Raw genomic sequence first — 22,816 nt, forward strand, 5'->3', positions numbered from 1 at the left:
TTGTAGTTGAAGTATGTTTTGCTAAGTTGCGTCAAACTATATAAATAGTGATAGAAAATCCAACCATGCAAACTCTGGAAAAAACAGAACCTAAACTCCAAGAACTGAAAACTCGCCTGATTGAAATTAAAGATATTGAATCAGCTGCTGCTGTGCTGTACTGGGATCAGGCAACTTATATGCCCCCAGGTGGTGCAGCTGCCAGAGGTCGGCAGATGGCGACTCTCAGACAAATCGCCCATGAAAAGTTTATCGATCCGGCGATCGGGGAACTGTTAGAAAATTTACGTGCTTATGAAGAAAGTCTTCCTGACGACTCGGATGAAGCGAGTTTGATTCGGGTGACTCGGCGTTTGTACGATCGCGCCGTACAAGTGCCCGCCAAATTCATGGCACAATTTTCTTTACATCGTACAGAATCTTATGGTGTATGGGCGAAAGCTAAACCGGAAAATAACTTTTCAGCGGTACAACCATATTTAGAAAAAACCCTGGAATTTTGTCAGGAATATGCTAACTTTTTTCCAGGTTACGAACATATTGCCGATCCGTTAATTGATGAAGTTGATTATGGAATGAAAGCGGCTAGTTTGCGATCGCTTTTTGCCGAACTCCGCCAAGAACTAGTTCCCATTGTCGAAGCGATTACTTGCCAAACTCCCGCTGATGATGCTTGCTTGCATCAACATTTCCCTGAATTAGAACAAATTGCTTTTAGTCACAAAGTAATTGAAAAAATCGGTTACGATCTGCAACGAGGCAGACAAGATAAAACCTTACATCCTTTCATGACTAGTTTTTCCATTAGTGATGTGAGAATTACCACTCGCGTTTATGAAAATCACCTGGGTCAAGCATTATTTAGTGCGATTCATGAAAGTGGTCATGCGATGTACGAACAGGGGATTAATCGAAAATTTGAAGGTTCACCTTTAGCGGATGGAACTTCTTCGGGAGTGCATGAAAGTCAATCGCGATTGTGGGAAAATTTAGTGGGGAGAAGTCGGGGATTTTGGCAATATTTCTATCCGCAATTACAAGAGTTTTTCCCGACTCAATTGGGTAATGTTTCTCTAGAAACATTTTATCGATCGATTAATAAAGTTGAGCGATCGCTAATTCGCACCGACTCCGACGAAGTTACCTATAACCTTCATGTGATGATTCGATTTGATTTAGAATTAGCCATGTTAGAAGGAAAACTAGCAGTTAAAGATTTGCCGGAAGCTTGGAACGATCGCTTCAAAACTGACTTAGGAATAGTGCCTCCTAATCATAGCCAAGGCGTGATGCAAGATGTACATTGGTACACAGGCAGAATTGGTGGAATGTTCCAATGTTACACTTTAGGTAACATTATGAGCGCCCAAATATTTGCTGCCGCACTCAAAGCTATCCCAGAAATTCCCACTCAACTTCAGCAAGGGAATTTTAGCACTCTCCTCAATTGGTTGCAGGAAAACATTTATTATCATGGTTCCAAATACACAACTGCCGACTTAATTCAACGAGTAACTGGTAGCAGCTTGAGCATTAAACCGTTTATTAGTTACATTCGTCAAAAATACGGCGAAATTTATCAATTATAAACCCAGTTAGAGAAAGGGTAAAAATTTATCCTTTCTCTCGGCATTAATCATACTTACGATACAGGCATCTACCGTAAAAATATGTAGGTTAATAAAAGAAGGAATTAAAAGGAAGGTTCTATGTCTGATTTGCTTAATGCTCTAATTAACAGTGAAGAGAAAATTGATTGGCGGCATTTTGTCAGCGATATCCGGCAACAAGAAAAACGATATTTACTCCGCAATGACATTCTCAGTGCTTTTACTAATTATTGTATTAATCACCAAAAATCTTCAGAATTTCCGAAAAAATCAAATTTGAGTAAATTGATATATTATACTCAAGAAATTATCCTTGAAGACGGTAGCTTGTGCTTAATTATTCGCCCAAAAATTGCCTCTCAAGAAGTTTATCGAGTCACGGAAGACCTGAAAATTGAGCCGATGACTGTACAGGAATTGCTAGATGTGCGGGACTTACTTGTTAACCGTTTCCATCCCAATGAAGGGGATATCTTTGAAATTGATTTTGGGCCTTTTTACGACTATTCGCCCACAATTCGCGATCCGAAAAATATTGGCAAGGGAGTGCAATTCCTGAACCGTTTTCTTTCGAGTAAATTATTGCAAGATCCGCAAAAATGGTTAGAGGCATTATACAAATTCCTCAGCTTGCATTCCTACAATAATTTGCAGTTGTTAATTAACGATCGCATCAAATCCCAGCAAGAACTTTCCGATCGTGTCAAGCAAGGATTAAAATTGGTTAGCGATCTTCCAGCTGATGAACCCTACCAAAACTTCCGCTATGAATTACAAACAATGGGATTTGAACCAGGTTGGGGAAACACAGCTAGTCGAGTGCGAGACACTCTTTCCTTACTTGATGAATTAATTGATTCTCCCGATCCCCAAACTTTGGAAGCATTTATTTCTCGCATTCCGATGATTTTTCGGGTGGTTTTAGTTTCAATTCACGGATGGTTTGGACAAGAGGGAGTTTTAGGTCGTCCAGACACAGGCGGACAGGTAGTTTATGTCCTCGATCAAGCAAAAAGTTTAGAACAAGAACTCCAAGAACATATCTGTCTAACTGGGTTAGAAGTGTTGGGTGTGGAATCAAAAGTAATTATTCTCACCCGCTTAATTCCTAACAATGATGGCACTCGTTCTAATCAACGTTTGGAGAAAGTTCACGGTACAGAAAATGCTTGGATTTTGCGCGTTCCTTTCCGGGAATATAATCCTAATATTACTCACAATTGGATTTCTCGGTTTGAAATTTGGCCTTATTTAGAAACCTACGCCATAGATGCCGAAAGAGAACTTTTGGCAGAGTTTCAAGGAAGACCAGATTTTATTGTGGGTAACTATTCTGATGGTAATTTGGTAGCTTTCTTGCTGGCGCGAAGATTGAAAATAACTCAATGTAATGTTGCCCATGCCTTAGAAAAATCTAAGTATTTGTTCAGTAATTTGTATTGGCAAGAATCAGACGATAAATATCATTTTTCTTTGCAATTTACAGCCGATTTAATTGCGATGAATGCGGCAAACTTTTTGATTAGTAGTACTTATCAAGAAATAGTCGGAACGCCGGATAGTGTGGGACAGTATGAGTCTTACAAATGTTTCACAATGCCGGAACTTTATCATGTAGTGAATGGCATTGAATTATTCAGTCCGAAATTTAATGTTGTTCCGCCTGGGGTGAATGAAAATGTTTATTTTCCTTATACTCGTCAGGAAGATAGAATTCCTAACGATCGCGATCGTCTAGAACAAATGTTGTTTACCCAAGAAGACTCAGGACTTATCTTTGGTAAATTGGACGATCCTAGCAAGCGTCCGTTGTTTTCAATGGCGCGTCTCGATCGGATTAAAAATATGACTGGTTTAGCAGAATGCTTTGGTAAAAGTGAGCGATTACAGGAACATTGTAACTTGATTTTAATTGCAGGTAAATTGCGAGTTGAAGAATCGGGCGACAATGAAGAAAGAGACGAAATTGAAAAGCTGTACCGAATTATCGATCAATACAATTTGTATGGCAAAATTCGCTGGTTAGGTGTGCGTTTACCTAAGAATGATTCAGGAGAAATTTATCGGATAATTGCCGATCGCCAAGGGATTTTTGTCCAACCTGCATTGTTTGAAGCATTCGGTTTAACTATTCTCGAATCAATGATTTCGGGATTACCGACTTTTGCCACTCAATTTGGTGGCCCATTGGAGATTATTCAAGACAAAGTGAACGGGTTTTATATTAACCCAACTAACTTAGAAGAAACTGCCGAAAAAATCTGGGAATTTGTCTCTAAGTGTGAGCATAACTCAAACTATTGGCAGGAAGTTTCTCAGCGGGGAATTGAACGAGTTTATAGCACCTACACTTGGAAAATTCACACTAACAAGTTGTTATCTTTGGGTCGGATTTATGGTTTTTGGAACTTTACTTCTAAGGAAAACCGAGAAGACTTGTTACGCTACTTAGAATCATTGTTCTATCTGCTTTATAAACCAAGAGCACAACGTTTGTTAGAACGACATCTCCATTCATAAAAAAAAGCGATCGCTAAGAGGACAGCGAAGCGATCGCTTTTGCAAACAGTAAGTCTCACAAATATAGAGATGCTTCCCAAATAAAGCATGAACAGTCTTTTCCTAATTTCAAGTTAACCTGTGATTGTTCCGGTTAACTTACCCGAAAGGGTGATCGAAGTTTAAATCCCCGACTTCTTGAAGAAGTCGGGGATTTATGGTTTGTAGTAGGGACTTTAGTCCTAAACTTTACCAAAGCATAACCAAGTATATTTAAACGTTCTTGCAAGAAAGTAACATAATAACTTGTGCTACTACAACCTAAACTTGGGAAAGAATTTGCTCATTAAGAAAGCAAAGCATTCCAAGTTGCAGGCCCAACAATTCCGTCTACTGTTAAACGGCGACTCTTTTGAAATTGCTTAACCGCCGCTTCAGTACGGGGCCCAAAATCTCCATCAACTTTTAAAGAATAACCTTTTTTATTGAGGAGTTGTTGTAAGTATTTAACATCGCTACCTTTACTACCAAGGCGGATAATTGTTCTAGCTGGCATTTTCGTTTCCTCCAAAAATTCAATGTTTGTTTCTACATTTCTAAGGTAATTCTTTTATAGTGAAATATGCAGTACCCGCCAGTAGTATTTATCTATTTAGTTAATTTAAAAGCTAGATTATTTCATATAAAAAAAAGAGCGATCGCTAACAGTTAAAAAGCGATCGCTATTGGTGACTATAATCTAGTTAGGAAATGGGTTAATTAGTTAAAATCGATCGAATTCAGTGCTCTCCAAGTCATTGGCCCAACAATTCCATCAACTAACAAACCTTGATCTCTTTGGAAGTTTTTCACGGTAGCTTCAGTTATAGACCCAAAAATCCCATCGACTGCTACAGGATAGCCAAAAATGTTAAGACGCTCTTGTAAAAAAGTAACATAATAACCTCTGCTACCACGACGTAAAGTTGGGAAAGAACTTGGGTTGTTAGGAAGCAAAGCATTCCAAGTATTAATTCCAACTATTCCGTCTACTACTAAACCCCGACTTCTTTGAAATCCTTTGACCGCAGCATCAGTGCGGGAGCCAAAATCTCCATCAACTACTAAAGAATAACCATAAGAATTGAGAAGTTGTTGTAATAATTTAACATCTTCACCTTTGCTACCTAAACGGAGAATTGCTAAAGAACGTTGTGCTTGAATATTAGCGATAGATTGCATTTCGTTTTCTCCAGAAGTTGAATGTTTGTTTCTACATTTATAAGGTAATTGTTCTGATTTTAAATATGCAGTACCCTTGAGGGTAATTTGTTAATTGAAAATCTAGATTATTTCATATAAAAAAATAGCGATCGCTAACAGTTGAAAAGCGATCGCTATTTTTGACTACGATCTAGTTAAGGTATCAATTAATCGAAAATTAGTTAGACATACTGAAGATTGCGTTCCAAGTTTCTGGGCCGACAATACCATCTACTACTAAACCATAAGTTCTTTGTAAGTCTCTAACAGCAGCTTCAGTTATTGACCCAAAGATACCATCGATCACCAAAGCATCAGTAAGAAATAGATTCAGAGATTTTTGTAACTCAGTCACACAATAACCTTTGCTACCACGGCGTAAAATGGGGAAATAACTTATTAGATCGCCATAAAGATCGGAAAGCAAAGCATTCCAAGTTTTAGGCCCAACAATTCCGTCTACTTTTAAGCCTCGGCTTTTTTGAAATCTCTTTACTGCATCTTCAGTAAGTTGCCCAAAAACGCCGTCAACTTTTAAAGAATAACCGTAGGAATTGAGGATTGCTTGTAAGAGTTTAACGTCGTCGCCTTTGCTACCTTTACGCAGAGTTGGTAAGGAACATTCACATTGAGCTTGCATTTTATTTGCTCCAGAAATTAAATGTTTATTTCTATATTTCTAAAGTAATTCTTCTAAACTGAAATATGTAGTACCCACCAGTAGTATTTATTTATTTAGTTAATTAAAAAGCTAGATTATTTCATATAAAAAAATAGCGATCGCTAACAGTTGAAAAGCGATCACTATTTTTAGCTATTATCTAATTAAGGATTCAATAAATTGAAAGTAAATCAACAGCGTGAATTAACTGGCGGCGAGTTTTAAAATAGCGTCGCCTAAAGCACGCCAAGTTTTCTGCCCAACGACACAATCAACTTCCAAGCTATGAGCTTTTTGGAACTTTTCGACAGCTTTTTTAGTCTTATTTCCGAAAACTGCATCAAAGGGAATTGAATATCCAAGAGCAATCAAGACTTGCTGTAAAAAGCGCACTGCTTCACCAGAAGTACCAACTTTTAAAATAGGCATGGACATATTGATTGTTGTAGTTTCATTAGTGGATTGCATTTTGTTTACTCCAGAAATTAAATGTTTGTTTCTACATTTCTAAAGTAAACTTACTTGCTTAACTTTGACAGTACCCTATTAGGGTAAACTTATTTCATAGCTCCTTGTACAGTGATAGTATATAATTGTTCTTGGGGTTTCAAATTACAATCTGAAATCGGACGATCGGCAGGACATTTAGCAGAAGGTGCAGGTTCCCATTCTACATTTACTAACAATAATCCACTGTCTCGGGTCAATCCTATACCCTTACCTGTTGGCCCATCTGCTTGGTAGCGAGAGTCTTCATTCCAACCAATAAAAGTGGATTTAAGTTTATCAACAACATCGGTTGGACTGGCAAATTTAGCTCCCGTTCCTGTTGCTATCATCGTACAACCCATACCTTTATCACCTGATATGGGATCTGCAAAAGAGGTCTTTTTTAAGGAAAAAGTTGTATTAAGAGCTTTCGCTGCATCATCACGTAAAGTTTCACAGATATTTGTAGGAAAAGGTTGATAACTACTTGCTTTTACCAGCCTCGAAATAGAAATACTAGGTTGAGTTGATATGGCGATCGCAGAACTTGTAGTGAGTAAAGCGGTTAGTAATAGTAAAGAATTAAGTTTCATGGTAGTTACCTTTTTCAAGTTTCAAAAGTTAGTTTGTAGTAACGACTAGAATTATTTTATTCATGATTGAAGTCGCTACTACGAATTTTTAACCGATGCCTTCGATTACAGGATGGAAGTAGAAAGCTAACCCTAAAACGACGTAAGCTGCTAATAATAACGTTCCTTCTAACCAGTTCGATCGCCCATCGGAACTAATCGAATTAGTAATTAACACTGCTACTGCTACAGCTACTAACTCAAACGGATTAAAATCTAAATCCATTGGTTGACCTAATACAAAACCAGCTAAAACTAATACTGGTGCGACAAACAAAGCAATTTGTAAACTGGAACCAACTGCCACGGAAACGGAAAGATCCATTTTATTTTTCATCGCCACAGTAACAGCAGTTGCGTGTTCCGCAGCATTACCAACAATGGGAACAATGATTACACCAGTAAACAAAGCTGTTAATCCTAAACTTTTGGTTGCTACTTCCAGAGAATCAACTAAAAGTTCTGATTCCACTGCTACCATCAAAGTGCAAGCTAACAGTATGCCAATCCATAAAGGTAAGTTGACTTTACCACCTGATTCTTCCCCGACCAAATTTGATTCGGCTAACGCTTCTAACTCTCCTGGGTCTATATCTGCTACACCTGCGTCGTAGAGATAGGTGTGGGTACGCATGGAAAACAGCAAAGTCAAGGCGTAAACTACGATCAGGACGATCGCCACCGCACTAGAAAGAGTTTGCATTGTACTTTGGGAAATTCCCTCAGAGGTGTAATTTACCATTGTGGGTAACAACATGGCAATTACAGCTAAATTCATGGAAGAAGCGTTAACACGCGCTACTATTGGCTGAAATTCTTGCTCTTTGTAACGCAGACCTCCTAAAAGCATGGAAAGTCCCATAACTAAAAGCAAGTTACCAATAATTGAACCTGTTAAGCTGGCTTTCACCACATTGATTAGTCCCGCCTTCAGTGCCACCAAACCGATAATTAATTCAGTAGCATTACCAAAGGTGGCGTTTAACAACCCTCCCAAGGAAGGGCCAACAACTACTGCAATTTCTTCTGTAGCAGTTCCCATCCAAGCCGCTAAGGGTAGAATTGCCAAAGCTGAGGTAATAAATATTACTATCTCTCCCCAGTGGAGGAAGTGTGCGGCGATGGAAATCGGAATGAAAATTAAAAGGGCCAGGAAAATTTTATCTTTGCTCAACATTTAGTTTTGCGTATTTTGAGTCATTCTAATTATGCACAGGCTTAAAGAAATATAAAAGTGGCACAGCATAACAAATTTTTCTAAGTGTATAAAGCAAAGTTATAATAGTAAACAATTATTTATTTTATTTACTAAATTGGTTAATTCTTAATTTAAATTTTCAATTGGAGTTAATTTTCGTGAATTAATGTGGAAGAATTCTAAACTTTAGGTTTTAATCAAGAAAGATAAAAGGAATACCTAACTTCGGTATGATGCTTTTATTTCCAAAGTAAAACATAGTTATTGTAGACAAGTTCTAAATCGCTACGGACTCCGGCAACTATTTATTAGTTTTGATCTCCAGGCATAGCCCAAAAATAACCGACCTGGAAGGGCAAAAGCCAGTAACAAGGCGGTTTGGCAAGCTGTTTAACCTTTCAAATTGGACTTAGTACTTATGACTGCTTTCGCAGATTTACCAACTTCCCTCGCTGGGAAAAGTGAGAACATCACGGCATTAACAACTGATAATGAACTGGGGATCGATCCCCAACAAATTACCGGAGTTTTTGTCACGGTTCACGGACATTTCTATCAACCACCAAGGGAAAATCCTTACTTGGATGCGATCGAAAGGCAACCAAGTGCGGCACCATTTCATGATTGGAATGAACGAATTCACCACGAGTGCTACCGTCCCAATGCCTTCTCTAGGGTATTAAATGACAAGGGAGAACTAGTGGGGATCATTAATAACTATGAGTACATGAGTTTTAATATTGGGCCAACACTCATGTCATGGTTAGAAAAGTATGATTTAGAAGTTTATCAGAGAATTTTAGAGGCCGATCGCAAAAGTTGCGATCGTCTAAATGGGCACGGAAATGCGATCGCCCAAGTCTACAACCACATCATCATGCCTTTGGCAAACACCAGAGACAAATACACCCAAATTCGCTGGGGTAAAGAAGACTTTCGTTCCCGGTTTAATCGCGATCCCGAAGGAATGTGGTTAGCAGAAACCGCGGTAGATTATGCTACTTTAGAAGCGGTAATAGCTGAGGGCATTCGCTTCTTAATTCTCGCACCTTCCCAAGCCCAGCGTTGCCGACCTTTACCCACAGAAGACCAACCGGAAACAGAATGGTTAGAAGTGGGAGGAGCACAGATCGATCCCACCAGACCTTACCGTTGTTTTTTGCCCGGAACTGACAAATTTATTGATATTTTCTTCTATGACGGCCCAATCTCCAGAGATATGGGCTTTAACGATGTGCTCAATAGTTCCCATAATTTAGCGGGACGAATTGGCATGGCAATCCAAGGGGATCATCGTCCCGCCCAATTAATTTCCGTTGCTACCGATGGCGAAACCTTTGGACATCACAAGCATGGTACAGAAAAATGCTTGGCTTATGCTTTTACTACTGAGTTTGCTAGCAGAGGTTGGCAAGTTACCAACTTCGCCCATTATTTAAGCTTGAATTCTCCCGCTTGGGAAGTAGAATTAAAACCTGTGACTGCTTGGAGTTGCAGTCATGGGGTCGATCGCTGGCAAGATGATTGCGGTTGCGGTGGTGGTGGGGGATGGCACCAAAAATGGCGGCGACCTTTGCGCGATGCGTTAGATTGGTTGCGCGATCGATTAATTGAAGTTTACGAGGAAGTAGGGCGGAAGTATTTCCTCGATCCTTGGCAAGCTAGGGATGAGTATATTAAGGTAATGCGCGATCGATCTCCTGCCAATGTCGAACACTTTTTAACCAGACATCAATCGCGGAAACTTCAATCCGCAGAAAGAATTGATGCTTTGCGTTTGTTGGAAATGCAGCGTCATGCGTTGTTAATGTACACCAGTTGCGGCTGGTTTTTTGAAGAAATCTCTCGCCCCGAAGGTGTGCAAATTCTCCGTTATGCTTCTCGCGCTTTAGAATTAGCGGGAGAAGTGGCAGGTGTCCAGTTAGAGAAAGAATTTCTCGATCGTCTCGCCCTCGCCCCCAGCAACGTCGATACCTTCCGCAACGGCGAAGAAGTTTACCGTCAGTTGGTAGTTTCTGCACAAGTCAACTTTCAGCAAGTCGCTGCACATTACGCCATTTCTTCCCTATTTACAACTTATCAACCGGAACATCGCGTTTACTGTTACACCGCTAATCAAATTGATTACCAATTACAACGCATGGGCCCGTTAACTTTAGCGGTTGGGCAATTAAAATTAGTCTCGGAAATTACTTGGGAAAGTGCGGATTTAATCTTTGCCGTGTTGCATTTAGGCGGTTGGGATTTCCATTGTTGTATTAAGCGGTTTACTACCCGTCGCACCTATACTAATGTCAAAGAGCAATTATTTGAGATTTTGCAACAAGCAAGTGCGGCGCAAGTAATTTTGGCAATGGGTAAATTGTTTGGCGATCAAAGCTTTAGTTTACAGAATTTGTTTGCTGAAGAACGCCATCGGATTATGCGTTTATTGACTCAGGAAACTTTGGTGCGGTTAGATCAACTTTATACCCAAGTTTATCGGGATAATTTTGGTGTGTTGCGGGCATTTCATCGGGATGAATTGCCAGTACCGCAAGAGTTACAAGTAGCAGCGGAAGTTGCTTTAAGTAATCGGGCAATTACGACAATGCGATCGCTAGAACAAGTAATTAGCGATTCAACTTTTGACGATCCACTAGTGGGATTAGCAGAAATAGGCGAATTGGAAGCAGTGGCGATCGAAGCAAATAGTATGGGCTGTCAGCTGAAAATTCGCGAAGGTAAACAAATGATGGAACGGTTAATTTTGCGATCGCTTTGGCATCTTTTACATGATGCTAATCCGACAACAATGGAAGCGGAAATTCACCGTTTAGAACGGATGGTTGATGTTAGCTACCGTTTGAATCTTGGCTTATCTTTAGATCGGGCGCAGGAAATATTTGCTAGTGCTTTGTCTAAGCAAATTACGCCTAAGTTTGTTTCGGTAAGTGCGGTTTTGCATGGGGGGAAGGGCGATCGATCTCCCGCTTGGGAATTAACCCAAATGCGTCCTTTAATTCGCCTAGCTGAAAAACTCAAAGTTGACATCGACTTTTGGGTGAGTCAGTTAGTATAAGTTCGTAGTGAGGACTTCAGTCCTTCATTTGTAAGGTGCGAAGCGTGACAACGTAACGCACCTTTTCAGTTAATAGTGAACGACTGAAGTCGTCACTACGAACCGGAACGACTGAAGTCGTCAGTACGAACCGGGATAAGCAAACAATTAAAGGGTGATTTAATATACTATTTGGCTTACTTATTAGCCTGTATATTTGGATAGATTTTGGGTGAGTTAGTAAAATAAATGCGATCGAGTTACTAGGAAAATCAGACCTTTGCTTAAGGCTACATTCCCCAAAAAACAAAGATCCTTTAATACGAAAAAGCTTTTTACGTCAATGAGTAATATTACCGGAATATAGATAAATCTGTTATTTTACCTGCTATTTGGACAAAGATACAGTGATGATTATCACATTAACTAATACAAAATTTAATGTTATAACGTAAAAGTAAGAAATGTTTGAAAGTGAACAGCAGCAAGCTGCTGTGTTAATTGGCATCGCAAAAAGTTTTTTAGAAAAATAGCCGTCATGAGTATAGTCGAAACCAAACTCGAAGTAACCGAGACTGCTTTTCATGTAGCTGGTTACGAAAAGATTGAGTACAGTCTCGTTTATGTAAATGGAGTTTTTAATCCGCAAAACTCTGAGATTGCAGACACTTACCAGAAATTTGGACGCTGTTTAGCAGTGGTAGATGCCAATGTAAATCGATTGTATGGACAGAAAATTCAGTCCTATTTTCAATACCACAACATCGATTTAACTGTATTTTCGATCGCCATCCCAGAACTAGATAAAAATCTCAGGACTTTGGAGAAAATTATCGATGCTTTTGCCGAATTTGGCTTATTGCGTAAAGAACCTGTTTTGGTAATTGGCGGTGGTTTAATTACTGATGTGACAGGTTTAGCTTGTGCTGTTTATCGGCGCAGCAGTAATTATATTCGCATTCCAACTACTTTGATTGGCTTAATTGATGCGAGTGTGGCGATCAAAGTCGCAGTGAATCATAAGAAACTAAAAAACCGTTTGGGTGCTTATCATGCTTCCCAAAAAGTGATTTTGGATTTCTCATTTTTGGAGACTTTGCCAACTGCTCAAGTTCGCAACGGTATGGCAGAATTGGTGAAAATCGCTGTGGTTTCTCAGGGAGAAGTTTTTGAATTATTGGAGAAGTACGGCGAAAAATTGCTGCATAGTCATTTCGGCTATCTTGGCGATAATTCCGAACTGCAAGAGATGGGTCAAAAAATTAATCATCTGGCAATTAAACGAATGCTGGAGTTGGAAGTTTCTAACTTGCATGAGTTAGATTTAGATCGAGTGATTGCTTACGGACATACTTGGAGTCCAACTTTAGAATTAACGCCTCGCATACCTTTGTATCACGGTCATGCTGTTAATATTGATATGGCTTTATCAGCTACAATTGCAGCAAATCGGGGTTATATTACGATTGAGGAACGCGATCGCATTCTCCAATTAATGAGTCGTTTAGGTTTAGCATTGGATCATCCTTTGTTAGAAATAGATTTGTTATGGCGTGCAACTGAATCTATTACTTTGACTAGGGATGGACAACTACGCGCCGCTATGCCAAAACCGATCGGTACTTGCTTTTTTGTTAATGATTTGACTCGCGAAGAATTAGAAGCAGCAGTAGCAGATCACAAGCGAATTTGCGCTACTTATCCTCGCGCAGGTGCAGGTGTTGATGCTTATGTGCAAAGCGAAGAACCGGAATTAGTTGGGAGTCGGGGATGAGTGATAGTGTAATTAAAGGCGATCCAGTAAGACCTGTCACACCTTTAGGCATTTTGGTAGAAAAGCTGGAAAAAGTTGTCAAAATGGCGGAAACAGCGACTATTCCCGCTGAAATTAACAACGCACTGCAAGAAGTTTACCAACTAGCAGCGGGGATCGATCCGTACTTGGAAGAAATGACAACCCAAGAATCTCCTGCTTTAGCAGCGTTGGCGAAAAAGACTAGCGAAGAACCTTGGAGTAAACGCTTTAGCGATCGCGCCACTGTGCGACAGTTAGAACAGGAAATGCTTTCGGGACATATTGAAGGGCAAACTTTAAAAATGTTTGTCTACATGACTGGCGCAAAAAACATTTTAGAAATTGGAATGTTTACCGGATATTCGGCGTTAGCAATGGCGGAAGCATTACCGGAAAATGGGCGAGTTGTTGCTTGTGAAGTGGATGAATATGTAGCTAATTTCGCTAAAAATTGCTTTCAAGAATCACCTCACGGCAGTAAAATTTCTGTAGAAGTTGCCCCAGCTTTACAAACTTTGGAGAAATTAGCAGCAGCGGGAGAGTCCTTTGATTTGGTGTTTATTGATGCCGATAAAAAGGAATATGTGGATTATTTCAAGATGCTGCTAGACAAGGGTTTGTTAACAGAAAATGGGTTTATTTGTGTCGATAATACGTTACTGCAAGGGGAACCTTATTTACCTGCGGAAAAACGCAGTCCTAATGGAGAAGCGATCGCCCAATTTAACCAAATTGTTGCCCAAGATCCCAGAGTTGAACAAGTTTTGTTACCTTTGCGAGATGGTGTAACTGTGATTAGGCGAATCTAGAGACTCGGAATAAAAGGTAGGGAGGAGAACCTCCTATATCTTCTCCCTCTTTTCTCTGCGTCCTCTGTGCCTCTGCGGTTCATTGCTTCAATATAGAAAAATGAGTAATGATATGAAAGAGAGAATTTTTGGCGGGTTGCAAAATTTAGGGACTTTGGCGCTTTTAGCGATCGCATTTCCCTTTAATTTAACGATTGTATTAACAGCATTATTGGGGAATTTGATTAGTCAACCTTGGCAAAAGTCGAGAGTGAAAAACCCGAATCCGAAAAATATTATGCTGACTGGTGGAAAGATGACAAAGGCGCTGCAACTGGCGCGATCGTTTCACGCATCTGGACATCGGGTGGTATTAGTTGAAACTCATAAATATTGGTTAGTTGGTCATCGTTTTTCTCATGCAGTCGATCGCTTTTATACCATTCCCGCACCGTCCAAAGATCCCGAAGGTTATACTCAAGCTTTATTGGCAATAGCTAAACAAGAAAACATCGATGTTTATGTTCCGGTTTGTAGTCCGATCCAAAGTTATTATGACTCTTTAGCTAAACCTATTTTATCAGGTTGTTGTGAAGTTTTTCACTGCGATGCTGAGGTGACAAAAATGCTGGATGATAAGTTTGCTTTTGCGGAAAAGGCGCGATCGCTAAATTTATCTGTTCCCAAAACTTTTTTAATTACAAACCCCGAAGAAGTGCTGAATTTCGACTTTTCCCAAGAAAAGCGCAAGTACATTCTTAAAAGTATTGCTTACGATTCGGTACATCGTTTAGACATGACTAAATTCCCAATGGAATCTAGGGAAAAAATGGCGGATCATGTACGCAGTTTACCGATTAGTAAAGACAACCCTTGGATTATGCAAGAGTTCATTCCAGGGAAAGAGTATTGCACACATAGCACTGTGAGAAATGGCGAATTAAGGGTACATTGTTGCTGTGAATCTTCCGCTTTTCAAGTAAATTATGAAAACGTGGATAATCGGAAAATTTTTGAGTGGGTGAGTCATTTTTTCCGGGAATTCAAATTAACCGGACAAATTTCTTTTGATTTTATAGAAGCGGAAGATGGAACGGTTTATGCGATCGAATGTAACCCCCGCACTCACTCAGCAATCACCATGTTTTACAATCATCCAAAATTGGCGGATGCTTATTTAAATGATGAATCAGATCCCGATTATCCCTTGCAACCTTTAGCAAATAGTAAACCAACTTATTGGTTGTACCATGAAATTTGGCGGTTGACTGGGGTAAGGTCGATCGAACAACTAAAAACCAGATTAAACATTATCTTACGTGGTAAAGATGCCATCTTTCAATTTAACGATCCCCTGCCATTTTTGATGGTACCTCACTGGCAAATTACCTTATTGTTACTCAAAAACCTGCAAAAACTTAAAGGTTGGATCAGGATAGATTTCAACATTGGGAAACTTGTGGAAATCGGTGGAGACTAAAGGATTCAATCAAAGTGATAATGTTTGATCGATCGCCAATTTTAATAACTCCTTTACAGAAATTCCTGCTGCTTTTGCCATACAAGAAATCACACTTTTAGTCGCAAAAGAACAATACAAACCCGCTTCTAAAAACCAAGGTTCACCCTTTGGATCGATGCGAAAATCAAATAAACTGTAATGACGACAACCTAAAGCTTGATGACACTTTTTAGCTACTTCTTGAACCTTTTCGGTGAGAGGATCTTTAGGGTCTACAATCCAAGCAGTGATATTATCTTTAGCAGTTAAAAACAAGTTACCATCGTCATTTTTTTGGATTTTATCAGCATAGTTGCGGATGGGTTTTTTCTGGGGATCTACTAAATATTCTTCAAGAGGTAAACCCACTAATTCCCCGTCTTTAACAATAATGCCACATCTAACTTCTCGACCAAGTTCGATAAATTCTTCAACTATGACTTCCGAATCATGTTCAAATGCTTTTTGCAAAGCAGCATCATATTCAGTAAAATCTTTAACTAACACTACTCCTAAAGAGTTGTCCGAACTTGCAGGTTTAACGACTGCTGGAGGTAAAATTGTCGGAACATCTCCTTTACGAAGAACTTCTCCACGAGGTACTTTTACCCCTGCTGCGGCGACAATTGCTTTTGCTCTTGCTTTATGTGCTCCGATCGCCATAACATCAGGAGTATTACCGATATAAGGAATTTTCAGCAAGTCGAATAAACCTCGGTAATGAGTCATTCCCGGAAGACAAAACATTTGTGGTAAAACAACGTCAATGTTTTGCGCTGAGATAAATTCGATCGCCTCAAACAAAGTCATCTGTTTGGCGATCGCAATATCATCTAAACTGAGAGAATCGGGAAATCGCCAATTGCGATCGGGTGTAATATATGCCATCAGAAAGTCATAGCTAGGATCTGCTGTTGCTGTGAGACAATCTTGAGCATAAAGGCGGGAAACATCACAGTAAAAATCACTTTCAGCAGACCCAACTAAATGAAGAATACGTAGCGATCGCATAATTAATCTTTCTATCCAATAACATTACTTATTGTAGGGTGCGTTAGTGATAACGTAACGCACCATCCCACTGTTAAGAGTGAGCGACTGAAGTCGTCACAACGAACCTTAGAAAGAGTATACTCTTCCAGTTTCATCAATATAAACTGACCTGTCTTCGTTGGCAGGATTATCTGCTAAACGAACCCGAACAAAAAGTTGATTTTGTCGAGGATCGGTACTGTAGTCAAATGCCAACTCTTCCGGTGAATAAATATTAACATTAACGATATCTTGAACTTGATTAATGCTTCCAGCCGTAAAATTAGTTGTACCGTTTGGAGGCAAAATCCCCGACGCATTACGACCAAAAGCATAATTAACCCGAACACCAGATTGATTCAAAACTGTAATTTTAATCGGTTCTTTAGGGTTAACCTGTGCTTGGGGTTGCCAAAAACCAGAGGAAAAAGTGTTTGCACCTGTTTTCGGTTGGGAAAAAACAGCACTAGGAATTGTGATAGCGATGCTACTAAGTAGTACCAAAGCGGCTAAAAATCTTATTTTCATTTTTACCTTATCTTTACCCAAATGTGCTTAATATTTGAATCTTGGGTTTTCATTCTAATAGTATGCTTACTGGGAGGAATTTTTAGCTTTTATACTAAAATTTTTACATTTGGAAATTTAAAACCGCAGATGCACGCAGATAAAATTGTAGAGACGTTTCATGAAACGTCTCTACTGTAATTATCAAACGGTTAAGCATTCAACGGGAGAAGATTGAACAATCCTTTCTCCGGTTAAACTAAAGGCGCGAACTTCGGTAATTTTTACTTTAACTATTTGACCTTTCAATTCGCTGATGTTACCAGGGAAAAAGGTGAGACGATTTCCGCGAGTTCTTCCCATGACTTGAGTTGAATCTTTGGAATTTTGGTCTTCGACTAAGACTTCTTCGATGCGGTTTTGGTAGCGTTGCGATCGCTCAGCTGCTTTAATAGAAACCAAGTGATTTAAACGTTGCAATCTATCCGCTTTCACCTCTTCCGAAAGTTGATTCTCCCAAACAGCCGCAGGTGTACCCGGACGGGGAGAATAAGCAGCAGTATTTAATAAATCAAAACCAATTTCTTCAACCAACTTCAAAGTATTTTCAAACTGCACTTCCGTCTCCCCAGGAAAACCGACAATTGCATCTGCACTAATTGCCGCATCTGGCATATAATTGCGAATTGTCTCAATAATTCGGCGGTATTTTTCCTGAGTATAACCCCTAGCCATTGCCTTAAGAATTTCGTTATCTCCCGACTGAAAAGGAATGTGGAAATGTTCGCAAACTTTCGGCAATTCCGCACAAGCTTTAATCAATCTTTCAGTAAAATAACGAGGGTGAGAAGTCGCAAAACGAATCCGTTCAATACCAGGGACATCATGAATAAAATACAGCAAATCCGTCAGAGTATTTTTGTGTCTTCCCTCTGGCGTTACTCCCGGTAAATCTCTACCGTAAGCATCAATATTTTGACCGAGTAAAGTTATCTCTTTATAACCCTGACTTGCTAACTCTTCAATTTCCCGAAGAATCGCTTCCGGTGTGCGAGATTGTTCCACACCACGAACATTAGGAACAACACAATAAGTACAACGTTCATTGCAACCATAAATCACGTTCACCCAAGCAGTAACAGCACTATCACGCCGAGGTTTAGTGATATCTTCCATAATATGAACAGCTTCCGTTGCAACTACTTGATTGCCATTAAAAACCTGTTCCAATAAATCTTCTAAACGGTTAGCGTGTTGCGGCCCCATTACTAAGTCTAATTCAGGCACGCGCCGCAGTAAAGCTTCACCTTCTTGTTGCGCCACACAACCTGCAACAATTAATGTTAAATCCGGTTGTTCTTGTTTGCGTTTCGCCTGTCTTCCCAGATAAGAATAAACTTTGTGTTCGGCATTATCCCGAATTGTACAGGTATTGTAGAGAATCAGATTAGCATCATTAGGATCTTCCGACCACTGAAAACCCATATCTTCGAGAATACCAGCCATGCGTTCCGAGTCGGCTTTATTCATCTGACAGCCGAAGGTGGTAATGTGATAGCGACGGGGAGTAGTGGTCATGGTTAGTTACGCAAAAAGTTAAATATAAATGACAAACTCTTATAAATTATAGATTTTTGTGATTTGTTTTGGTGAGTTTGCACGACAATTTAAGAGTTTTGTAGTTCTGTCAACAACCAATTAACAACTTGAGATTGATCTCCTTGCAGATTGCGTTGTAAAGCTTCGGCTAATAAAGAAATAGGAAAACCTGCCAAAACTTGAGATTCTGTAATTCGCCGACTTCCATGATTAGCAATAGCAAAAGCTGTAACTTCTGCTTGTTGGACATCAACTACCCAGTATTCAGGAATTGCTAAATCTTCGTATAAAATGCGTTTGCGTCCTAAGTCATCTGCGATCGTACTTTTTCCCAATTCAATAGCTAAATCTGGCGCTGGATAGTTGTCCAAATTAATAATATTAGTACCTCTGGGAACCAGTTGAATCCGTTCTCCAATATAGTAAGAAATATCTGGCTGACATTCACGCACACCAGTTTTTCTATAAGTACAATTAGTCAATCCTTTAACCGGAATATTTCTGATAGTGGCAAACAAGCTAATTACAAGAATAGCAATAGTATTATCGCTGGCGTGGTCATGTCCTAAAGATGCCATTTCAATCCTCATTTGACCATTGTGATAATAGCCTTTCGATTGCTCAAAAACTGGGTTTTCAATTGTTTGGATATAATCCTCCCAACTTGCTGTTACCCATTCCTCAGTAATAACTTTTGTTTGTATGTTGCTCATAGTAATTTGCAATTATAACACTTTTAAATATAATAGCAATCTTATTTCATTAAATTTATAAAATTACAATAGAGCCAGTAAAACCTGGAACTAAATAAATTAAATAAATCTCTCCAGAAGCGTCTGCTTTATCAATAACTTCGCGCAAATTTTCACCATGAGTAATAATGCCGTTAGTATTATATGCCACATATTGATGAGCATACTTTTTAAATTGTTGTCGATTTCGATTCAACCATTTTACGATTTCACGGCTTTCTTCGGGAGAGGGTGTTTTGCTCATGGATTTTACCGTTGATGAAGTGATAGTAGCGATCGCACAAATCCCTCGATCGTATAGTTCAAGTTTAGCAATTATTTAATTGCTGTGGAATGTTGCGATCGCTTTTCCACATATACTTCTGAAAATCATAAATAGCAGTATAATCGTTGTTTCAATTTTTCTCGAATTTACAAAAATTACTCTCTGTTAATCCCTCCTATATCTCTAGCTGAAATCTCTCCCTACTGATTGTAAAAAATAATGATTGCTATCTTTTTCATTAGTCCTTCGCATCTTTCCCGCCTTCTTGGTTCGTGAATAAGATACAGTCCCTATTCTGCGTTTTCCAAGTTTCCATACTTTTGCTAAATCTTTCCTTAGAGCTTTTAAAAAAGCGCAATCGTTTCCAATATCTGAAGCTTCATCTTCATCTAAATCTTCCTGATTTTTTAGAATTTCTTGGTAAGCTTCTATCCGATAATCAAGCGCTTCAATAATCATTTTTAAAGGTATTGAGGAATAACTTCTCCTACGTTTCACGCTGCTCGATGGTGCATTATGCTTCCAATAATCAAGCGCTTCACTAATAAACTGTTTATCTTTGAAACTTAACTGCATACCTAGTTTTTTGTCATTTCAAGTGTTATTTTAGAAAGCGAAGGATTAACTCACCTTTTCAAAAGATGTACCAATCAACCGCAATGCTGCTTTGTACTCTTCTAAAGACATATTATAGCGAGGTTTCCATAACCAATGATCATTGTGGTCGTTGATTAACTCTAACTGAGTAGGAATATCAGTATCTTGCAGCAGTTTCCACCAATTTTTACCCGTCTTTAAATTTGCAAAAGTAGAAATTCCGCCCCCTAAAGTAGCATTAACCCAAACTTGCTCTCTCTCCTCGTAGATAGCAATATCTCTGTTAGGTCTGACATTATCCATTCTAGGAGAACTAGCATTTCCCTGTCGGTATAGGTCAATTGGTGTTTTCGCCATTTTATAATGTAATTCATTTTAGTTACTAGGCATAATTAATGTACATTATTCCATCAAAACCGCTAGACTTAACAATCTCCTAATTAAAAAATGGCGATCGCCCTCTTCCCTCTCTTTCTTCTCTTCGTGTCCTTCGCGCCTAAGTGCTACGCACCGCTACGCGAACGCGGTTCAAAAAAATGAGATACTTAAAATGAAACAGATAACAATATTTCTAAGTTTCGCTCTTTTCCTATTAATACCTATAACCTGGCAAATAGAAAACAAAGCTTTAGCTAATCAACCTTTTAGTATTACCCAAGCTGCTAATCCTGAAAGCGAAAAAGTAATGAATTTAGTTTGGCGACTTCCAGAAGTACAGCAGAAAGCGGCAGAAATCAGGAGATTATCAAACGGCAAAGTAAGGGTTAAGTTAATGTTAGAAACTACACCAACTAAAACCGAACCTTACTACACTGTGAGAGTTTTTGAAGATAATCCCGATCGCATTGTCACACTTTATTGGTTTCGCGTTAATATGCCAGAAGAAAAGATTACCGTGCAAGATGCAATTACAGGGGAATACATTTCCTTAGAACAATGGCGGAAAAAATGAAAGTAGTAGAGATACAAAATAACTTTGGTTTAGATTGTTTGCGGTTGTGCGATCGCCAAATCCCCACACCCAGTATAGGACAAGTTTTACTAAAATTAAGCGCCGCTTCCCTAAATTATCGAGACTTATTAGTAGTACAAGGACGTTATAATCCCAAACAAAAATTACCCTTAATTCCCCTTTCCGATGGCGTAGGCGAAATAGTTGCTGTTGGCGAAGGAGTAACGCGAGTTAAAGTAGGCGAAAGAGTTGCTAGTATCTTCTTTCAAAAATGGTTAGCGGGAAACCCTTCAAAAGAAGTATTTCGCTCAACTTTAGGTAGTCCTGTAGATGGTGTATTAGCAGAATATATTGTGTTAGATGAAAATGGAGTAATTCCAGTTCCGCAACATCTTTCCGATGTCGAAGCTGCTACTTTACCTTGTGCTGCTGTTACTGCTTGGAATGCTTTAATAACTGGGGGTAATTTGAAAGCTGGAAACACTGTACTTTTGCAAGGTACTGGTGGTGTTTCCCTGTTTGCTTTGCAGTTTGCGAAAATGTCTGGGGCGCGAGTAATTATCATTTCTAGTAGTGAGGAAAAGTTGGAAAGGGCGCTGAAATTAGGTGCAACTGATGGCATTAATTATAAAACAAATCCTAATTGGGATGAACAGGTTTATCAATTAACAAATAGTGTTGGTGTTGACTATGTGGTAGAAGTTGGAGGTGCAGGAACTTTACCTAAATCTTTGCGTGCTGTTTCTGTGGGTGGATATATTAGTTTAATTGGGGTTCTCACGGGTAACACGGCAGAAGTTAACCCTTTACCTATTTTGAATAAAGCTGTTACTGTTCAAGGGGTTTATGTTGGTTCTCGTGAGATGTTTGAGGAGATGAATCGGGCGATCGAATTACATGGAATTAAACCAATTGTCGATCGCACTTTCCACTTTACAGAAGCAAGGGAAGCTTTAGAATATATGGCAAGTGGAGCGCATTTTGGTAAAATTTGTCTTAAGTTCGACTAGTATGGACATAATACTGTTGCCCCTATGGGTAAATTAAAAAAACTAATAGAGCAATTCCTCAATTATCCACCAGAAGTGAGATTTGAGGATGTCGTATATATTTTGTTGGCTTTTGGTTTTGAAGAAAAAAGATCTAAGGGTAGCCATCACAGTTTTCGAGATTCCCAAGGGAGAAAGATTACTATCCCTAAAAAAGGCGGACAGAAAGTTAAAGGAGTTTACGTACAGCAAATTGTTGAACTATTAAACTTGGAAGAATGGAACGATGAAGACACTGAATCAGAATAATAAGCAGATTGAAAAACAACCATTAGAGTATTATTTAAATCTTCAATATCCAGTCACACTTTACCCCGATCCAGAAGGGGGATATGTGGCACAAATTAAAGATTTGCCTGGATGTTTAACTCAAGGTGAAACTTTAGATGAGACGATCGCTAATATTAATGAAGCAAGGGAATTATGGATCGAAACGGCTTATGAATCTGGAGACGATATTCCTTTACCTAGTAGTGAAGAAAGCTACAATGGTAAGCTACTTCTGCGGATGCCGAAATCTTTGCATCGTCGTTTAGCTGAAGAAGCGGAACGGGAAAATGTCAGCTTGAATCAGTACATTGTGTTTTTACTGAGTAAGGTTAGTTAAT

23 protein-coding genes are annotated in these 22,816 nt (G+C 39.2%); 10 read left to right on the forward strand and 13 right to left on the reverse strand.

Annotated features, from left to right (window positions below; all coding sequences use genetic code 11):
* The first annotated feature begins 65 nt into the window (after positions 1 to 65).
* The gene (locus ACE1B6_RS26440) at positions 66 to 1,589 is read left to right on the forward strand and encodes a carboxypeptidase M32 (RefSeq protein ID WP_413260278.1); all 1,524 of its coding nucleotides are present in this window, start codon (positions 66 to 68) and stop codon (positions 1,587 to 1,589) included.
* A gap of 120 nt (positions 1,590 to 1,709) precedes the next feature.
* Positions 1,710 to 4,130: a sucrose synthase gene (locus ACE1B6_RS26445; RefSeq protein WP_413260279.1), complete on the forward strand. Its 2,421-nt coding sequence runs from the start codon at positions 1,710 to 1,712 to the stop codon at positions 4,128 to 4,130.
* A 325-nt stretch (positions 4,131 to 4,455) separates the two neighbouring features.
* Here ACE1B6_RS26445 and ACE1B6_RS26450 read toward each other — a convergent pair whose 3' ends face one another.
* From ACE1B6_RS26450 to cax, 6 genes are all read right to left on the reverse strand, one after another.
* Entirely contained in the window at positions 4,456 to 4,665 is a 210-nt protein-coding gene (locus ACE1B6_RS26450) for a peptidoglycan-binding domain-containing protein (protein ID WP_413260280.1), read from the reverse strand.
* A gap of 203 nt (positions 4,666 to 4,868) precedes the next feature.
* Positions 4,869 to 5,330 carry a peptidoglycan-binding domain-containing protein gene (locus ACE1B6_RS26455; RefSeq protein ID WP_413260281.1) on the reverse strand — a complete coding sequence of 154 codons (462 nt, stop codon included), beginning with the start codon at positions 5,328 to 5,330 and terminating at the stop codon, positions 4,869 to 4,871.
* A gap of 199 nt (positions 5,331 to 5,529) precedes the next feature.
* Positions 5,530 to 5,991 carry a peptidoglycan-binding domain-containing protein gene (locus ACE1B6_RS26460; protein WP_413260282.1) on the reverse strand — a complete coding sequence of 154 codons (462 nt, stop codon included), beginning with the start codon at positions 5,989 to 5,991 and terminating at the stop codon, positions 5,530 to 5,532.
* Between the two features lie 225 nt (positions 5,992 to 6,216).
* A complete protein-coding gene (locus tag ACE1B6_RS26465; RefSeq protein ID WP_413260283.1) occupies positions 6,217 to 6,480 on the reverse strand; it encodes a peptidoglycan-binding domain-containing protein in 264 nt (87 codons plus the stop codon).
* A gap of 89 nt (positions 6,481 to 6,569) precedes the next feature.
* Positions 6,570 to 7,094 (reverse strand): hypothetical protein, encoded by a 525-nt coding sequence (locus ACE1B6_RS26470; RefSeq protein ID WP_413260284.1) that lies wholly within the window; start codon positions 7,092 to 7,094, stop codon positions 6,570 to 6,572.
* An 88-nt stretch (positions 7,095 to 7,182) separates the two neighbouring features.
* Positions 7,183 to 8,310, reverse strand: coding sequence for a calcium/proton exchanger (cax, locus tag ACE1B6_RS26475; RefSeq protein ID WP_413260285.1), 1,128 nt, complete (start codon positions 8,308 to 8,310; stop codon positions 7,183 to 7,185).
* A 439-nt stretch (positions 8,311 to 8,749) separates the two neighbouring features.
* Here cax and ACE1B6_RS26480 point away from each other — a divergent pair, with 439 nt between their 5' ends.
* From ACE1B6_RS26480 to ACE1B6_RS26495, 4 genes are all read left to right on the forward strand, one after another.
* Positions 8,750 to 11,392, forward strand: coding sequence for a DUF3536 domain-containing protein (locus tag ACE1B6_RS26480; protein ID WP_413260286.1), 2,643 nt, complete (start codon positions 8,750 to 8,752; stop codon positions 11,390 to 11,392).
* 517 nt (positions 11,393 to 11,909) lie between these two features.
* Entirely contained in the window at positions 11,910 to 13,145 is a 1,236-nt protein-coding gene (locus tag ACE1B6_RS26485) for a sedoheptulose 7-phosphate cyclase (protein WP_413260287.1), read from the forward strand.
* Complete coding sequence (locus tag ACE1B6_RS26490; RefSeq protein ID WP_413260288.1) at positions 13,142 to 13,975, forward strand: O-methyltransferase; 834 nt, start codon at positions 13,142 to 13,144, stop codon at positions 13,973 to 13,975. The genes ACE1B6_RS26485 and ACE1B6_RS26490 overlap by 4 nt, the downstream gene beginning before the upstream one ends.
* Before the next feature lie 100 nt (positions 13,976 to 14,075).
* Positions 14,076 to 15,434, forward strand: a complete 1,359-nt coding sequence (locus ACE1B6_RS26495; protein ID WP_413260289.1) for an ATP-grasp domain-containing protein — start codon at positions 14,076 to 14,078, stop codon at positions 15,432 to 15,434.
* Between the two features lie 9 nt (positions 15,435 to 15,443).
* On the opposite strand, the gene ACE1B6_RS26500 is transcribed toward ACE1B6_RS26495, so the two are convergent.
* The 7 genes from ACE1B6_RS26500 to ACE1B6_RS26530 form a co-directional block, all read right to left on the reverse strand.
* The gene (locus ACE1B6_RS26500) at positions 15,444 to 16,466 is read right to left on the reverse strand and encodes a D-alanine--D-alanine ligase family protein (protein ID WP_413260290.1); all 1,023 of its coding nucleotides are present in this window, start codon (positions 16,464 to 16,466) and stop codon (positions 15,444 to 15,446) included.
* A 108-nt stretch (positions 16,467 to 16,574) separates the two neighbouring features.
* The gene (locus tag ACE1B6_RS26505; RefSeq protein ID WP_413260291.1) at positions 16,575 to 17,015 is read right to left on the reverse strand and encodes a hypothetical protein; all 441 of its coding nucleotides are present in this window, start codon (positions 17,013 to 17,015) and stop codon (positions 16,575 to 16,577) included.
* Positions 17,016 to 17,198: 183 nt separating this feature from the next.
* Entirely contained in the window at positions 17,199 to 18,572 is a 1,374-nt protein-coding gene (gene miaB / locus ACE1B6_RS26510; RefSeq protein WP_413260292.1) for a tRNA (N6-isopentenyl adenosine(37)-C2)-methylthiotransferase MiaB, read from the reverse strand.
* An 89-nt stretch (positions 18,573 to 18,661) separates the two neighbouring features.
* Positions 18,662 to 19,306 carry a Uma2 family endonuclease gene (locus ACE1B6_RS26515; RefSeq protein WP_413260293.1) on the reverse strand — a complete coding sequence of 215 codons (645 nt, stop codon included), beginning with the start codon at positions 19,304 to 19,306 and terminating at the stop codon, positions 18,662 to 18,664.
* A 55-nt stretch (positions 19,307 to 19,361) separates the two neighbouring features.
* The gene (locus ACE1B6_RS26520) at positions 19,362 to 19,589 is read right to left on the reverse strand and encodes a DUF5678 domain-containing protein (RefSeq protein ID WP_413260294.1); all 228 of its coding nucleotides are present in this window, start codon (positions 19,587 to 19,589) and stop codon (positions 19,362 to 19,364) included.
* 204 nt (positions 19,590 to 19,793) lie between these two features.
* Positions 19,794 to 20,186, reverse strand: a complete 393-nt coding sequence (locus ACE1B6_RS26525) for a hypothetical protein (RefSeq protein ID WP_413260295.1) — start codon at positions 20,184 to 20,186, stop codon at positions 19,794 to 19,796.
* A gap of 45 nt (positions 20,187 to 20,231) precedes the next feature.
* Complete coding sequence (locus ACE1B6_RS26530) at positions 20,232 to 20,564, reverse strand: Tse2 family ADP-ribosyltransferase toxin (RefSeq protein ID WP_413260296.1); 333 nt, start codon at positions 20,562 to 20,564, stop codon at positions 20,232 to 20,234.
* Between the two features lie 193 nt (positions 20,565 to 20,757).
* On the opposite strand from ACE1B6_RS26530, the gene ACE1B6_RS26535 reads away from it, so the two are divergent.
* The 4 genes from ACE1B6_RS26535 to ACE1B6_RS26550 are packed head-to-tail and all read left to right on the forward strand — an operon-like array spanning position 20,758 to position 22,815.
* Positions 20,758 to 21,159: a hypothetical protein gene (locus ACE1B6_RS26535; RefSeq protein WP_413260297.1), complete on the forward strand. Its 402-nt coding sequence runs from the start codon at positions 20,758 to 20,760 to the stop codon at positions 21,157 to 21,159.
* A complete protein-coding gene (locus ACE1B6_RS26540) occupies positions 21,156 to 22,169 on the forward strand; it encodes a zinc-dependent alcohol dehydrogenase family protein (RefSeq protein ID WP_413260298.1) in 1,014 nt (337 codons plus the stop codon). The genes ACE1B6_RS26535 and ACE1B6_RS26540 overlap by 4 nt, the downstream gene beginning before the upstream one ends.
* A gap of 24 nt (positions 22,170 to 22,193) precedes the next feature.
* Entirely contained in the window at positions 22,194 to 22,457 is a 264-nt protein-coding gene (locus ACE1B6_RS26545; protein ID WP_413260299.1) for a type II toxin-antitoxin system HicA family toxin, read from the forward strand.
* Positions 22,435 to 22,815 (forward strand): type II toxin-antitoxin system HicB family antitoxin, encoded by a 381-nt coding sequence (locus tag ACE1B6_RS26550; RefSeq protein ID WP_413260300.1) that lies wholly within the window; start codon positions 22,435 to 22,437, stop codon positions 22,813 to 22,815. The genes ACE1B6_RS26545 and ACE1B6_RS26550 overlap by 23 nt, the downstream gene beginning before the upstream one ends.
* The last annotated feature ends 1 nt before the right edge of the window (position 22,816 follow it).

Source organism: Floridaenema fluviatile BLCC-F154 (genome assembly GCF_041929135.1).
Taxonomy (GTDB): Bacteria; Cyanobacteriota; Cyanobacteriia; order Cyanobacteriales; family Aerosakkonemataceae; genus Floridanema; species Floridanema fluviatile.